Raw genomic sequence first — 14450 nt, forward strand, 5'->3', positions numbered from 1 at the left:
AGCTTCGTGATGGATCCGTTTTACTTTCAGCCGGAAAGTTCAGCCGATGAGAATTGTTTTAGCCGTCTTAGCATTGCTCCTCGTTCCGCAAGTGGCCCAAGCCGAACTGAAGCCGGCAGAGATCGGCATCGTGGCGATGCGTAACAGTCGGCAGTCTGTGGAATTGGCGGAGTATTACGCCGAAGCGCGCGGCATTCCGCTGGAGCAAATTTGCCTCATCGACAGCAAAGCGGGAGAAGAGGTCTCCCGCGAAGAGTGGGAAATGGGGATCCGCCCGCAGATTCGCGGTTGGATTGTCGAAAACAAACTGGCGGCCAAGCTTCGCTGTTTGGTAACGGTCTGGGACGTTCCGCTGAAGATCGGCAAAGAGGACCCGGAATTCCCCATCACCGTTGATCGCGTGGCCTATTTGAAAGGCGAGCGCGAGAATCGCATTTTTCGTTTGCGAAGCTTGATCGCGGCCATCAATGAACTCCTCCCCGGCCCCGACGGGCCGCCGCCCATGCCGGCCGAATCCACAGACGTCAAAGTCCTCATCAAAGACTTTCAGTCGGCATTTGGCGCAATCCGTGACCGTATGAAACCGGTGGCCGATACGCCCCAGGGGCGCGAGGCCAACGAAAAACTCTCCGCTATTTTCACCGCCGGCGGAGGATTGGTGAACGTGGTGCGGAACATTCAGTCCCAAATCCAACAGCAACCCAACAACAACGCGCTAAAAAATTCGATGACCAATACCCTCGGTCGCATTGCCGGTTTGACCGAAGGCCGCGCTGCGCTGGAACGACTGTCCGATGGCATTGAAAAAGACGAAGCGATGCTGTCGTTGGTGGAAAAAAGTGACGGCTTGCTGGGGTCGCTCGCCTGGATCGATGGACAACTAAAACTGCTGAAGAAAAATGAGACCTATGCCAGTTTCGATAGTGAACTATCGCTGCTGTACTGGCCGTCGTACACATTGGGACGCTGGCAACAAAATGTGCTCAACTATCGCTACGACAATTCCTACACCCGGCAACTACGGGCGACACTCATGGTTTCGCGGATCGAAGCTCCCACGTTTGAGCTCTCCAAAAAACTGATCGACACAGCCATCGCTGTTGAGAAAACCGGATTGGAGGGCAAGGTATACCTCGACTCCCGCGACCGAGGCAAACTCGGCGAAACCGCCCCCCGCGGTTCGATCAAAGATTTTGACTCCCAACTCATGAGTCTGGCAGCCTTTCTCCGCAAGGAAACCGACCTGACCGTCGTGCTGGATGAAGTCGATGACGTCTTTCAACCCGGGGATTGCCCGTTGGCGGCGCTCTATTGCGGTTGGTATTCGTTGGCCAACTACATCGACGCCTTCGAATGGCAGCCCGGCGCAGTCGGGTATCATCTCGCTAGCGCCGAAGCAACGACGCTCCGCAAACCGACAAGCAAGGTCTGGTGCAAACGCATGTTAGAGGATGGTGTCTGCGCGACGATTGGCCCGGTCCAAGAACCGTATCTGGCTGCGTTTCCCCGGCCCAATGAATTCTTCCTGCTCTTGCTTTCGGGGAAGCATACGCTGGTCGAATGCTACTATCGCTGCAAGCCTTACAATTCCTGGGTCATGGTGTTGGTGGGGGATCCGCTCTACAACCCGTACAAGGCCAACCCAAAATTCGTAGGAAAGCCACTGCCGGCGGCAATTGAGAACCTGATCAACGGGCCGGCCGCTGAATCGGAAATGCCGTAAGTCAGGCGCGTTCTTGAAATCGTTTGCGCAGAGCCTCGGGCGATGCTGTGCCGGTCACGCCAATTTGCTGCACGGTGATCGATGCCACCAAACAGCCAATTTCGGCCGCCTCGACCGCAGTCGCTCCCGCTCCCAACGATGAAACGATCCCCGCCGTCGTGCTGTCACCCGCCCCCACAATATCGATCTCACCGGTCACCGGCACGGTCGGTATGTGCGTCGTCGTGTCCGCATCGCAATACAGGATGCCCGCTTCACCCAACGTCGTATAAACGGGCCGCCCGGTGGTTTGCGATAATTTTTTGCCCGCAGCCGCAATCGCGTCACGGTCTTCTGCTCGACTGGAGGAGACTCCGATCGATTTCAACAATTCGGCGTTGTTTGGCTTGGTGGTCACGTGGCGATACATCCGAATTTGCGAACGGCTGTCGGCAAAAATCAACTTGCCGGGATGTTCGCTCCCCAACCGGGAAATATGTTCCCGTACCGCATCGGTGACGACACCGTTGTTCCGTTCGTCGACTTGATCCATCACGACGAGCGCATCGACCTCGCCGAACACGGCATCAATGTGGGCAATCACCTGCTGGTCGATTTCGCTACCTTGCGGGACGCGATTTTTGATGTCGATCCGGTTCAGTTCAACTGCCGGCCCTTCGGATTGTGAGAGCATTGGCTTGGTATAAGTGGGGGTCATCCGGTCAGCACATTGCACGACGTGCGTACTATCAACGTTGATCCGCTCCAAGCCGCGCAACAATTCATAGGCGCCGCCGTCGCAGCCGACGACCGAAATTGCCTTGAGCGTCCCCACCCCCAGCGCAGCTAAATTGTTGAGGACCGTTCCCGCAGCACCGGGATAACAACGGTCGCCGACGACCTGATAGGCATCGAGGCCGGTTTCCACCGATTTTTCCGTCAAACCTGCATCAAGATCGAGGTACCGGTCCAGAAACAAATCCCCCACCACGGCGATTGACAGCGTGGAGAACTTACCGAGGATATCTTCAAATTTAGCGGGGGTCAGTTGCATAAGAGGCGTGCCGGGAATCTGTACGGATCAAAATTTCAATCCGACATTTAAGCAGACACAGCCCGCTATGTCACGCTCACCCACACCGCGCCGTCCTCAATTTTGACCTCGTAGGTCGGCACAGCTTCAAATGCGGGCATGCAGACTGCCGCGCCGGTTGTGACATCGAAGCGGGCGCCGTGCCGCGGGCAGGTGATTTCGTTGCCTTCCAGCGGACCATCGGTCAGCGGCTGCCCATCGTGCGTGCAGACATCTTCGATACAGTAATAGTTATCGCCGACGCGCAACACCAACACGGGGACCTCGTCCACGATTGCAGCGATTCGCTCACCGGGGGCAATATCGTCTACGGACGCCACACGCTGAAATTCCGACATACTAAAAAGTCCCTATGACTCGCGACTCCGCGCGTGATTGATGTGCTACAAAATCCGTCGGCTGACTTCGATGTTTCGCCTAACGGCCCGAGCAGAGAGGGTGCCACTGGCAACTTGTCCGCTAGTGCGGTTCGTGAGCCTGAAATACAGTGCTGGACCAGCCAGCTGTGGCACCTGACTCACGGGTTATTTCCGGGGAATATCTCTATTTCGGCGAGCGGCTTGATCGCTCAACTCGTTTAAAGTCGACCGATGCCCAGTTTTTTCTCCACAGCTTGACTGAGCGTTTCGCGGACCATTTCCATCGGAATGCGGTCGTAGACGCCGTGGAAAAAGCCTTCGACGATCATATGCATCGCTTCGTGCTGCGTCATGCCGCGGCACATGCTGTAAAAGATTTGCTCTTCATCGACTCGTCCAGCGGTGGCGCCATGCGTGCAACGCACATCGTCCGCTTCGATTTCCAGTCCGGGAATCGCATCCGCGCGGCAGGTCGGTGTGAGCACCAAGCTGTCGTTGCGCTGATAACCGTCGGTTTGTTGCGCTTCTTTCTCAACGCGAATCATACCCCGCCAAATCACCCGCGAACGATCGCGGAGCACATCTTTGTACAGCAAGTCGCTGTGAGTGTGCGGCGCTTCATGGGCTTGTTTGGTGTAGTAGGAGAGTACCTGCCGATTGGTGGCAAAGGTCACGCCGTTGACTTCCGCACTGGCACCGGTGCCTTTGAGGATCACGTCTTGATGCACGTGAGCTAACTTCGATCCCAATGCTGCCACGGTCCATTGCAACGAGCCGCTTTGCTCGACAAGCCCCGCTTGATGGGCGAAGTGCCACGTCTTTTGATTCCAGTTCTGCAATTGTACGTATCGCAAATTGGCCCGGGCACCAACGATCAACTCTACGGCGCCAATGTGCAATCCCGGAGCGTCGGTCGTCGCCGAAGCGGTCTCTTCAAGCAACGTGGCTGAGGCCCCTTCTTCGAGGATGATCAACGTGTGACTCAACTCAGCAGCACCGGCGACCGATAAGCCAATCAGGCTGTGCAGCGGTTCTTCCAAATTCACGTTGCGGGGGACGTATAAAACCGTCCCGCCCGTCCAAAATGCCGCGTGCAATGCGGAAAAGCGATCTGTCTCCGGATGCACCGCACGGGTCATCAAATGTGGTTCGAGGATGTCACGGTGTTCGTGTACCAAATCGGCCAGGCTGCCGAAGATCACGCCCCGTTCGGCCAACGATTCATCGACGCGCTGGGCGGTCGTATTGCCGTCGACATGCGCGACGTCGCCGGCATAAGTCGCCCGGTCGTGCATCAGCGTTTCGAACTCAGCAGCTGTGTCGGCTGTGGGATGGACCGTGAATGCCGACGGATCAAAGCCGCGAATGTCGACCCGTTTCCATTCTTCGGGATCGAGTTCCTCTTGCGACTTTTGGCAATACAGCTCAAACGCCCGGCGCCGCAATTCGGTGACCCAATCGGGTTCGTTGCGTGCATCTAAAAAACGGGCAAAGGCCGCTTCGTCAAATCCGCCGTCGGTCTTCGCGGGAGATGTCATCGTGTCCACTGGTGAGTTCATGTCTCGTGTGCGCAATATGTGTGTGTTGTACGGTGATGTTTTCTATGAGCGCCGGTATACCGTGCTCTAACCCCCCGACAAAGCCGGGGGCTGAAACGGTTGGTGCGTGTCAAATGGAATCCATCAGCCCCCGGCTATGCCGGGGGGTAACGGCAACATGGATTGACCATCGACCCAAAATCAGCCGACGGAGCCTTCCATCTGCAGTTCAATCAACCGGTTCATCTCCACGGCATATTCCATGGGCAACTCTTTGACGAGCGGCTCGATAAATCCGGTTACGATCATCGATGACGCCTCCGCCTCGGAGAGGCCGCGACTCATCAGATAAAACAGTTGTTCGTCACTGATCTTCGACACACTCGCTTCGTGCTCGATCGTGACGTCGTCATCGTCGATTTCGATATAGGGGTAAGTATCGCTGCGGCTGATGTCGTCGAGGATCAACGCATCACAAATCACGTTCGATTTGGAACCGTGTGCTCCCTTAGCCACCTTGGCCAAGCCACGATAACTCGAACGGCCGCCCCCTTTGGAGATACTCTTAGAAATAATCCGGCTGTACGTGTCTGGGGCACAGTGCACCATCTTCGCACCGGCGTCTTGGTGTTGGCCATCGTTGGCAAAGGCGATCGACAACGTCTCACCGCGGGCACCCGGTTCCATCAGGAAAATGGCCGGGTACTTCATCGTCAACCGCGAACCGAGGTTGCCGTCGACCCATTCCATCAGCGAATCGCCATAAGCCATCGCCCGTTTGGTGACGAGGTTATAGACGTTGTTTGACCAGTTTTGGATCGTCGTGTAGCGGAACCGGCCTCCTTTTTTGACGATGACTTCCACCACCGCCGAGTGCAAGCTTTCGCTGCTATAGGTCGGAGCGGTACAGCCTTCGACATAGTGCGCCGAGGCGCCTTCGTCGACGATGATCAACGTCCGCTCGAACTGACCCATGTTTTCCGAGTTGATGCGGAAGTAGGCCTGCAGCGGAAATTCGATATGCACGCCCGGCGGAACGTAGATAAACGATCCCCCCGACCAAACAGCCGAGTTCAAGGCGGCAAACTTATTGTCGTTGGGCGGAATGACCGTGCCGAAGTATTCACGGAACAATTCCGGATGATCCCGCAAAGCAGAATCGGTATCGGTGAAGATCACCCCCTGCTTTTCCAGGTCTTCTTGCAGGCTGCCGTAAACGACTTCCGACTCGTATTGCGCTTTCACGCCGGCGAGATATTTCTTTTCCGCTTCGGGAATTCCCAGACGGTCGTAGGTCTTCCGAATGTCATCAGGAACGTCATCCCAACTCCCTTCGGGACGGTCCGATGCGCGGACGTAGTAATAAATGTCCTGATAGTCCAACTGCGACAAATCGCCGCCCCATTCCGGCTGCGGCTTATTGAAGAATGTCTCCAGTGCTTGCAACCGAAAATCGAGCATCCATTCCGGCTCTTTTTTCATCTCGGAGATTTGCCGGACGATTTCCTTATCCAAGCCTTTACGGCTTTTGAAGACGTACGCCTCTTCCGAATCGTGAAATCCGTATTGGTATTCACCGATATCGGGCTTGGCTGTGGTTTGTGTGTCGAGTTCGGTCGTCATGTCGTTATCGCTCCCAGCGTGAATTGAACATCACGCGGTTTTCTAAGCCCGTTTCAAAACCCGATTGCGCTGGCTTGCGAGGCTGTTACACTCAGATTTGCAAATGCGCCAGACAGGTTTGAAGCAACTTGATATTCAGCCAGCAACTTGTTCAGTGACTTCTTCGGCAGCCGCTTCAGGATGACGTTCGCGGACACCAGCATAACCTTGATTGTGCAATTCGGCTGCCAACGATGCGTCGCCGGTTTCGACGATGCGTCCCGCTAGCATCACGTGCGTGAATTGCGGCGTATTGAATTCCAACAAACGTTCGTGGTGGGTAATGATCAACACACCCATCTCGGTACTGCCGGACAGACGAGCCACACCTTCGCTCACAACGCGAACGGCATCGCTGTCCAACCCGCTATCGGTTTCATCCAAAATCGCGAATTTGGGGTTGAGCATCGCCAGTTGCAGAATCTCCATCCGCTTCTTTTCGCCGCCGGAGAAACCGTCGTTCAAATAGCGTCGGGCGAATTCCAGATCCATGCCCAACTCTTCCATTTTGCCTTTCAGTTCCTTACGGAACTCCCGCATCGGAATCAGGTTTTCGCCTTCTTTACGATCCGGATTCCGGACGTTGGTCACCGCATGCCGCAAAAAGTCGGCCACTTTGACGCCGGGGATGGTTACCGGGTATTGGAATGCCAGAAACAGACCGAGCCGCGCCCGCTCGTTCGGATCCAAATCGACGAGGTTCACGCCGTCGATTTCTACCGTGCCTCCGGTGATTTCGTATTTGGGATGCCCCATCAATGCGAAAGCCAGTGTGCTTTTCCCTGAGCCGTTGGGGCCCATCAGAGCATGAACTTCGCCTTGGCGGATGTCGAGATTGACTCCCTTAAGAATGGGAGTGCCATCAACGCTGACCCGCAGATCTTCAATTTTCAGTAAACTGCTCATTCCGGATTCGCTAACTTGCCTTTCAGCATTTTTGGTTTCATGAGTCCCTGGTGGTTGCAACCAGGGTTCGTCGCTCGTGACTCGCGGCGTGGCGAATCAGACTTCCAGAACTTCGGGAATCGCCACTTGGCCACTGTGATGCGGCACCGGCAATTCGTCGATTGCCCCTTTGGCAATACGCTTGGCTTTGATTTTATCCTGCACCCGCATCAGGCCTTCCAACAAGGCTTCGGGACGCGGAGGGCACCCGGGGACATAGACGTCGACCGGAACAACCAAATCGACCCCCTTGACCACGTGATAACCATATTTGAAATAAGGACCGCCACCCACCGTGCAAGCGCCCATGGCGATGACGTATTTGGGGTCGGGCATTTGTTCGTAAAGTCGACGCACGCGGCTGGCCATCTTGTGGGTCACCGTGCCGGCAACAATCATCAGGTCGGCTTGACGCGGAGTTGCACGAAACGCACCCGCTCCAAACCGATCCAAGTCAAATCGGCTGGCTCCAGCGGCCATCATTTCGATGGCACAGCAAGCCAACCCAAACGTCATGGGCCAAATACTGGACTGCCGCGCCCAGTTCATCCCTTGTTCCAACGTAGTGACCACAACGTTTTCTTCAAAGCGTTCGTCGATCCAGGCCATTTGAGGTTGTCTACTTTCGAATGTCTACGGAACTAAAGTGGCTTGAACAATGCATTTGTGTCCAGCCAGGACAAGTCGGCGTCTTTGTGAACCGCCGACCGATTATGTCCACTTTAGCAACTCTGTCCTCTATCGCAATCCATGGGGACTACCGAGAATCTGCTGCGTTATTAACAGGGGGAGAAGCCACTTCTGCCGGCTCAAATTCGCAGCAGGAATGACCATCTAAAAAACATTGGGAAAGCCTGAGCGGCACACCCAAAACCTTTTCGAAAACTTCTTCTTCCATTTCGCAAATCCCGCGATCGCTATCCGCCAATTCCTGGTAGGGACAGTTATTTTCGCGGAGTACCGGTAACTCGGACGATTGATCGACTTCGACGTCATATCCGCGTTTCGCTAAGACCTCACCCAACTGCTGGAAGCGATCTCGCAACTGCGGACTGTTGACCGCATGTGCGTATTGCGAAACCATCGCATCACGGATCCGCGATTCAACCTGAGCACGGACTGCTTGGTCGGGGATACTCTGCAATTCCCGCCAAAGCACTAGTGCCAAATCGCCGTAATTGTCCCCCAACTCACGTTGTCCCGCCTGCGTGACGCGATAAACGTGATGCGGACGACCGCGCCCTTCGCGGACAAGATCACGGCCCACAAATCCCAAACCCTGTAGCCGAACCAGCCGGTGGCGCACGGCGGTTGCCGTCACCCCCAACTCTTTGCAAACCTCCTGCACGGTTCCGCAGCCGAGCCGCTGCAACCGTTCCAGAAACTCGCGATCCTGACTCTCAAGTGTTTTCTTCATAAGGATTTACAGCCGATCATTTGCGTTGCTCAGGCAGGAAATACACCCTCGCTACAACGTTATCCTATACATTTCAAGTAATATTGACAACTAAAAATGCGAAAAAGAATATCAAGGCGTCCCAATCGATGTCTTTGGCATAAGAATCTAGCGAATCGCGTCCCAAGAGTAGCCAAGGCTCAACTCCAATTATTGCGATCGAATATATTGTGAGTAACTCAGGTGAAGCTTCAATCGCTATCTCAAAATCATCCCGTCAAACCCTCGTTTTGTAACTCGACAATTGAGATTTGGAATCCACTGGAGCCTCGCAGCAGCAACGGCACGGTGTGTTGACTGGCACAATCACAGTTTCTTCATAAAGATGGGCCTGTTATATTCGTTCGAGCGCGGTCCCCTTTGGGGCCTGCTGCCGGTCACCACTACCTGGAACCGAAGGGGAAATAAGTTCGACATGCGCAAAACCTTTTCCTGCGTCATCGTGGCCCTCGTCGCGGCAACGTTTTTCGCCTTCCCCCCACCCTCCTCCGCTCAAGAGACCCCCTCACCATCGCCTAGCGAATCGGCCGCTGAGGCCAATGAAGCGACCGAAACATCCCCAGCTGAACCTAAAACGTGGATCGACAAGGTCGACGAGTTTTTTGGGAAGTACCTCGTGGCGCCGGTCGCGACCTTCGCGTTTTACCCCGTGCCCTATTACGACTTTTACGCCGGGGAATGGCGGCCCTATATTGATCCGGCCACAGCCGACCTGCCCCAGGACCAACAGGTACTGATCGGCACCAAATTGCCGGTGGTCGTAGTGTGGCTCGTCGTCGGGGCGATCTTTTTTACGATACGTATGGGCTTTATCAACATCCGCGGCTTCTGGCATGCGGTGCGGGTGGTGAAGGGGGACTACGACGATCCCAACGACGTGGGCGAGGTCTCGCACTTTCAGGCGCTCTCCTCCGCACTGTCAGCGACCGTTGGTTTGGGAAACATTGGTGGCGTGGCAATTGCCGTCGGCACCGGCGGACCGGGTGCTTTGGTCTGGATGCTTGTCGCCGGCGTGCTGGGGATGAGTAGCAAATTTGTGGAGTGCACGCTGGCCCAATCGTACCGGCACGTCGATCCGGACGGGCAGGTTTCCGGCGGTCCGATGCGGTATTTGGCCGATGGTTTGCGAGAAAAAGGGCTGGGAGTCCTCGGCAAATGCCTGGCAGTCATGTTTTCGATCTTCTGTATAATGGCCTCATTCGGCGGCGGCTGCGCGTATCAGGTGGACCAGTCGTTGGGCGCGATTAAAACGAAGTTCACTTGGCTTGATGGAAACGAACCCGTATACGGTTTGGTCATGGCTGCGGTGGTCGGTGTCGTGATTATTGGCGGCATTCGCCGGATTGCCGCGACGGCCGAAAAAATTGTCCCGCTGATGTGCGGAATTTATATTCTGGTCGCGCTCTACATTCTGTCCACCAACTTCGAACGTATCCCTTGGGCGATCGAAGAGATCTTCCGCACGGCCTTTCAACCCGACGCCGCTAAGGGCGGCATCCTGGGCGTGATCGTCATCGGCTTTAAGCGGGCTGCGTTTTCCAATGAAGCAGGGACCGGTTCGGCCGCCATTGCCCATGCTGCCGCAAAAACCAAAGAACCGATTCGTGAAGGAGCGGTGGCATCACTGGGGCCGTTTATTGATACGGTTGTGGTCTGTATGATGACCGGATTGGTGATCGTCATCACGCAAGTCTATGATGCGGCGAAGTATCCGGAATTGCAAGAATACGTAGTCGGCGATAATGGAGCGGCGCTGACTTCCGCAGCGTTGCAATCACAGGTCTCTTGGTTCCCCTATCTGCTGGCGGTGGCGGTCGTTCTGTTCGCATATTCGACAATGATCAGCTGGTCTTATTACGGCGAACGCTGCGCAACGACGTTGTTTGGTCGCAGGGCGTCTCTGCCTTATAAAATTGTGTTTTTGGTATTTGTATTTCTTGGGTCCATTGTGTCGGCCAAGAATGTATTGGAATTTAGCGACCTGATGATCCTCACGATGGCCTTCCCCAATGTGTTGGGCGTGGCACTGCTCAGCGGCAAGGTCCGTAAGGATCTCAACAACTATTGGCGGCGCTACAAGGCGGGCGAGTTTAAGAGACACAAATAGCAGAGCCTGATCGAAACAATCAAAATCTATCGCAGCGAACCTGCGAGACCACGGCAGTTAGCCACGGATGTTACGCCCCTTAGTGCGACTCGCCGAATTCACAATTAAGGACACAGAACCATGTCATGGCTCCCCAAACGTAAGGTCGTGATCCCGGTCGATTTTTCTGAGACGTCTCTAGAGGCGATTTCCACTGCCGTAGAAATGGCCGCCAGTCCCAGCGATGTGCATGCTGTGCATGTGCTGATTCCGCTGGAAGGGCTTTCTCCCGGTGTGATCTGGGGCGAAGTCAACGACGAGTCACGGGAAAAAGCTGTGCGGAAGACGTTCGCCACCTATGCCCACGAACATGGATTGGATGGCGTCCAATTCGACGTAAAATTTGGTGATCCCGGTTTCCTGATCACCGAGTTTGCCGCGGATCTTGCAGCAGACTTGATCGTGATTTCGTCACATGGCTATGGTGGATTCAAACGGTTAGTATTGGGGTCGGTTGCCGAACGGGTCATTCGCCACGCACATTGTCCCGTACTGGTTTTACGCCGCAGCGACGCCGAGTGAACGACGGTTTTCACCGAATAGGTAACGAAGAAATGTCCAGCGAATTGATGCCCCTGAATCTAAGCAGCCAAGACGGCAATCTGATCATTGTCTGGAACGACGGTGTCCGGATGGAGTACGCGGCGTCGCTCTTGCGTAACAGTTGCCCCTGCGCGACATGCCGCGCAAAGCGGGACGAACCTGCCCCGGACCCGCTGGGTCTGCCCGTGCTATCGATTGAAGAAGCAGCGCCGACAAAGGTGGCGGGCATGAAACCGTTGGGCAACTATGCGTACAACATCGCCTTTAGCGATGGACACGCAACGGGTATCTATTCGCTGGAGCTGCTGCGGGAATTGGGGACCGCCACGGTGGAATAAGCCACCTTGGAATAAGCCACAGTGGAATAAGTCGCGGCGAAATGCAACGATGCTTGGCAGCCGCTACTTCAGCGGGCGTTTCCAAAAATTGCGGAAGCGGACTTCCGCCCCTTCGCTTTGCAGAGCGATAAAGCCTTTGGTTGGCATGCAGCCTTTTACGACGCCAAAATCCTGGCCGTTGATTTCTAAAGAGATCGTGTCGCCACGGCAGGTGACGACACAAGTGTTCCACTCACTGGCCGGTTTCTCCAACATCTTACCGGGAAGTTGCGGGTCGCACGTCGCGTCCTTCATCGGAAACACGCTGCCGACTTTGGGCCGGTGAAATTGAATCTGAATCGACTTGGGCCAGATCTCGTCTTTGCCAACACCATACACCAAGATGCCGCTATTGCCGTTTTCATCCTTGGGAAACCGCCATTCCAATCCAAACTGGCAATCCTCGTAGATTTCCTTAGAGCGTAAATATCCGAACGGCTTTCCGGTGCAGAGCAAAACGTTATCAATTTTTTCGACCGTCTGTCCGTTCCTCTCCACCGTGACCTTTTCCTGGACAATCCTCCACACGTCTTCCAGTTTGGTTCCCTCTTCGGCGGAGTAGTGTTCCCAGGCTTCGAAGAACTTGGGCGAATCGAGCAGGCTCGGCGGTTGACCGTCACCAGGTTTGGCCGGTTGTTCTTTGTCGGACTCCTCTTTAACTGGTTCTTTTTTAGCCGGTTCTTCTTTAGTTGTCGCGGCCTTAGCCGGTTGCTCTTCTTGCGCTGCAACCATCAACCCGGTTAGCAAAACGCCCAACAGCGTCACAAAGAATACCTCGGCCCGCAACCGCCCAGCAGGCTGGCGCAGGCTTGCAATTCTCTGTACGGGTTGAGGAAGTCCGAAATGCGATTTCATGGAAAAATTGAACTTGAATCAAGACGGGATAATGACAAGCAATGAGAGTTGCGAACGAATGGGGAAAAACCCTTGGCCCGTTCCTCAATTCTAAGCCTCCCGCCCCGCGCATTCAATCGCCTAATCCGCATCCAGCAGCGAAACCCCAAAAAACCAATCCAGCTCTGCAGGCTAGGTTTAGGCGGGAAAGTACGACGGTTCGTTGCCCGTTTTCCACTTAATATTGCAGCCAATGCTTGGTTTTTGCTCGCCAGGAATCGCTTCGCCAGCCAGTAGGGCATCGAGCGCTCCACGCAAGTCTTCGCCGGTGACAGGGATCCCGCTATCGGGCCGACTGTCGTCTAATTGCCCTCGATAGACCAGTTTGTGATCGGCATCGAACAAGAAGAAATCAGGCGTGCAGGCGGCGCTGTAGGCCTTGGCGACCTCTTGGGATTCGTCATAAAGATAGGGGAACGTATACCCTGCACTGTCCTTTTCGTCACGCATTTTTTGGGGGCTATCTCCAGGATGCGTTGAGACATCATTGGAACTGATCCCCACCATAGCGACACCTTTGCCTTGATATTCGCTACCCAACTTCGCCAAACACTCCCGCACGTGAATCACAAACGGGCAATGGTTGCAGATGAACGCAACCAACAACGGCTTGCCGGAGAAGTCTGCCGATGACACAGTGTTTCCATCCGTGTCGGGAAGTGAAAACTCAGGAGCAGCAGTCTCTAACGGCATCATCTGTGACGGGGTCATTACCATGATTGAATTCTCCTCAATAAGTAATCTTGTTTCGCCAGCGCGAGCAATGTTTGTTTGAAATCGTTGGGGATGAACAGCCGGTTGCACAACGAACACGGGCAGGCAGCTTCACCCAAAACTGAGAGCGAAGTTTCTCTCGCCCGACAGTGAACTAGTTCTACAGTAAACCAGTTGTAGTACAACTCATCGACAAGGAACGGTCAACTCTTCGGGACCGATTGCCCAAATTTCGCCAATAACGGGGCGACGACAGGTTCGGGGACGAACTTGCGCAAGCTCTCCATATTTGGCTCGGCTCCCATTTTGGCAATTTGCTTGATCAGGGAACTAGAGACATGCGAGTAATTCTCACTCGCCATTAAAAACATCGTCTCAATCTCTGGAGCCAACGTGCGATTCGCCAACGACATGGTGAACTCCGCCTCCATATCTGAAAGCGTCCGCACGCCGCGAAGCATCACCACGGCCTGGTGCTGCGCGGCGAAGTTCACGGTTAACCCCTCAAAAGCTTCGACGGTGATGTTCTCGTAATCGGAGACCGACTGCTTGATCAGCGCCAAACGTTCTTCGATCGAAAAGAGGGTCTGTTTCTCAGGATTGACGCCAATCCCGACGTACACATGATGAAAGATCCGCGCCCCGCGCTTAATGATGTCGACATGCCCCAAGGTCACCGGATCAAAACTGCCTGCATAAACTGCATTGCGCGGTTGTGGCGACGAATTCATATCAGCTCTCGACCCATTGGTGATTTTTAAAAAAAGCCGGTGAACGGCGTCACGGCTGTTGAGAGATGTTCAATAACGGTGAAGTGTATCCGAGCAAATCCGAAGATTGCCCGCAGCAAAGCTCTTGAGACAACGTTCACCTGGCATCATATCGCTCACGGCTGTGAGAACAATGCCTGCCAACGGCGCGATAAGGTTGAAACGGCGGCCTGCCAATTTGACGGCCAATTTGACAGTAGATTCTCTCCCCCCATCTCACTGCCATATTGACAGGAGCGTGTCTTCCTGAC

The 14450-nt window shown here is 54.8% G+C and carries 14 protein-coding genes; 4 read left to right on the forward strand and 10 right to left on the reverse strand.

Features of this window, described 5'->3' with window-relative positions:
• The first annotated feature begins 46 nt into the window (after positions 1-46).
• Positions 47-1723: a TIGR03790 family protein gene (locus Mal52_RS18555; protein ID WP_145377828.1), complete on the forward strand. Its 1677-nt coding sequence runs from the start codon at positions 47-49 to the stop codon at positions 1721-1723.
• Between the two features lies 1 nt (position 1724).
• Here the strand turns inward: Mal52_RS18555 and Mal52_RS18560 are convergent, their stop codons facing one another.
• The 7 genes from Mal52_RS18560 to Mal52_RS18590 all read right to left on the reverse strand — a co-directional run bounded on the left by Mal52_RS18560 (position 1725) and on the right by Mal52_RS18590 (position 8716).
• Positions 1725-2756 (reverse strand): bifunctional heptose 7-phosphate kinase/heptose 1-phosphate adenyltransferase, encoded by a 1032-nt coding sequence (locus tag Mal52_RS18560; protein ID WP_145377830.1) that lies wholly within the window; start codon positions 2754-2756, stop codon positions 1725-1727.
• A gap of 65 nt (positions 2757-2821) precedes the next feature.
• The gene (locus Mal52_RS18565) at positions 2822-3133 is read right to left on the reverse strand and encodes a non-heme iron oxygenase ferredoxin subunit (RefSeq protein WP_145377832.1); all 312 of its coding nucleotides are present in this window, start codon (positions 3131-3133) and stop codon (positions 2822-2824) included.
• A 239-nt stretch (positions 3134-3372) separates the two neighbouring features.
• Positions 3373-4713, reverse strand: coding sequence for a Fe-S cluster assembly protein SufD (sufD, locus tag Mal52_RS18570; protein WP_145377833.1), 1341 nt, complete (start codon positions 4711-4713; stop codon positions 3373-3375).
• 180 nt (positions 4714-4893) lie between these two features.
• Positions 4894-6315 carry a Fe-S cluster assembly protein SufB gene (sufB, locus tag Mal52_RS18575; RefSeq protein WP_145377835.1) on the reverse strand — a complete coding sequence of 474 codons (1422 nt, stop codon included), beginning with the start codon at positions 6313-6315 and terminating at the stop codon, positions 4894-4896.
• Between the two features lie 135 nt (positions 6316-6450).
• The gene (gene sufC, locus Mal52_RS18580) at positions 6451-7260 is read right to left on the reverse strand and encodes a Fe-S cluster assembly ATPase SufC (protein WP_145377837.1); all 810 of its coding nucleotides are present in this window, start codon (positions 7258-7260) and stop codon (positions 6451-6453) included.
• 96 nt (positions 7261-7356) lie between these two features.
• The gene (locus Mal52_RS18585; protein ID WP_145377839.1) at positions 7357-7908 is read right to left on the reverse strand and encodes an NADH-quinone oxidoreductase subunit B; all 552 of its coding nucleotides are present in this window, start codon (positions 7906-7908) and stop codon (positions 7357-7359) included.
• Positions 7909-8056: 148 nt separating this feature from the next.
• Entirely contained in the window at positions 8057-8716 is a 660-nt protein-coding gene (locus Mal52_RS18590) for a helix-turn-helix transcriptional regulator (RefSeq protein ID WP_145377841.1), read from the reverse strand.
• A 454-nt stretch (positions 8717-9170) separates the two neighbouring features.
• Between Mal52_RS18590 and Mal52_RS18595 the strand changes: the two genes are divergently transcribed.
• The 3 genes from Mal52_RS18595 to Mal52_RS18605 all read left to right on the forward strand — a co-directional run bounded on the left by Mal52_RS18595 (position 9171) and on the right by Mal52_RS18605 (position 11782).
• Positions 9171-10862, forward strand: a complete 1692-nt coding sequence (locus Mal52_RS18595) for an alanine/glycine:cation symporter family protein (RefSeq protein WP_145377843.1) — start codon at positions 9171-9173, stop codon at positions 10860-10862.
• Positions 10863-10982: 120 nt separating this feature from the next.
• Positions 10983-11423 (forward strand): universal stress protein, encoded by a 441-nt coding sequence (locus tag Mal52_RS18600; protein WP_145377845.1) that lies wholly within the window; start codon positions 10983-10985, stop codon positions 11421-11423.
• 32 nt (positions 11424-11455) lie between these two features.
• Positions 11456-11782, forward strand: coding sequence for a DUF971 domain-containing protein (locus Mal52_RS18605; RefSeq protein ID WP_145377847.1), 327 nt, complete (start codon positions 11456-11458; stop codon positions 11780-11782).
• A 63-nt stretch (positions 11783-11845) separates the two neighbouring features.
• Here Mal52_RS18605 and Mal52_RS18610 read toward each other — a convergent pair whose 3' ends face one another.
• The 3 genes from Mal52_RS18610 to coaD form a co-directional block, all read right to left on the reverse strand.
• Positions 11846-12676, reverse strand: coding sequence for a 3-keto-disaccharide hydrolase (locus tag Mal52_RS18610; protein ID WP_145377849.1), 831 nt, complete (start codon positions 12674-12676; stop codon positions 11846-11848).
• Between the two features lie 177 nt (positions 12677-12853).
• Positions 12854-13432, reverse strand: a complete 579-nt coding sequence (locus tag Mal52_RS18615) for a thioredoxin family protein (RefSeq protein ID WP_145377851.1) — start codon at positions 13430-13432, stop codon at positions 12854-12856.
• Positions 13433-13632: 200 nt separating this feature from the next.
• Positions 13633-14160, reverse strand: a complete 528-nt coding sequence (coaD, locus tag Mal52_RS18620; protein WP_145377853.1) for a pantetheine-phosphate adenylyltransferase — start codon at positions 14158-14160, stop codon at positions 13633-13635.
• Positions 14161-14450 lie beyond the last annotated feature (290 nt).

Source organism: Symmachiella dynata, assembly GCF_007747995.1.
GTDB lineage: Bacteria > Planctomycetota > Planctomycetia > Planctomycetales > Planctomycetaceae > Symmachiella > Symmachiella dynata.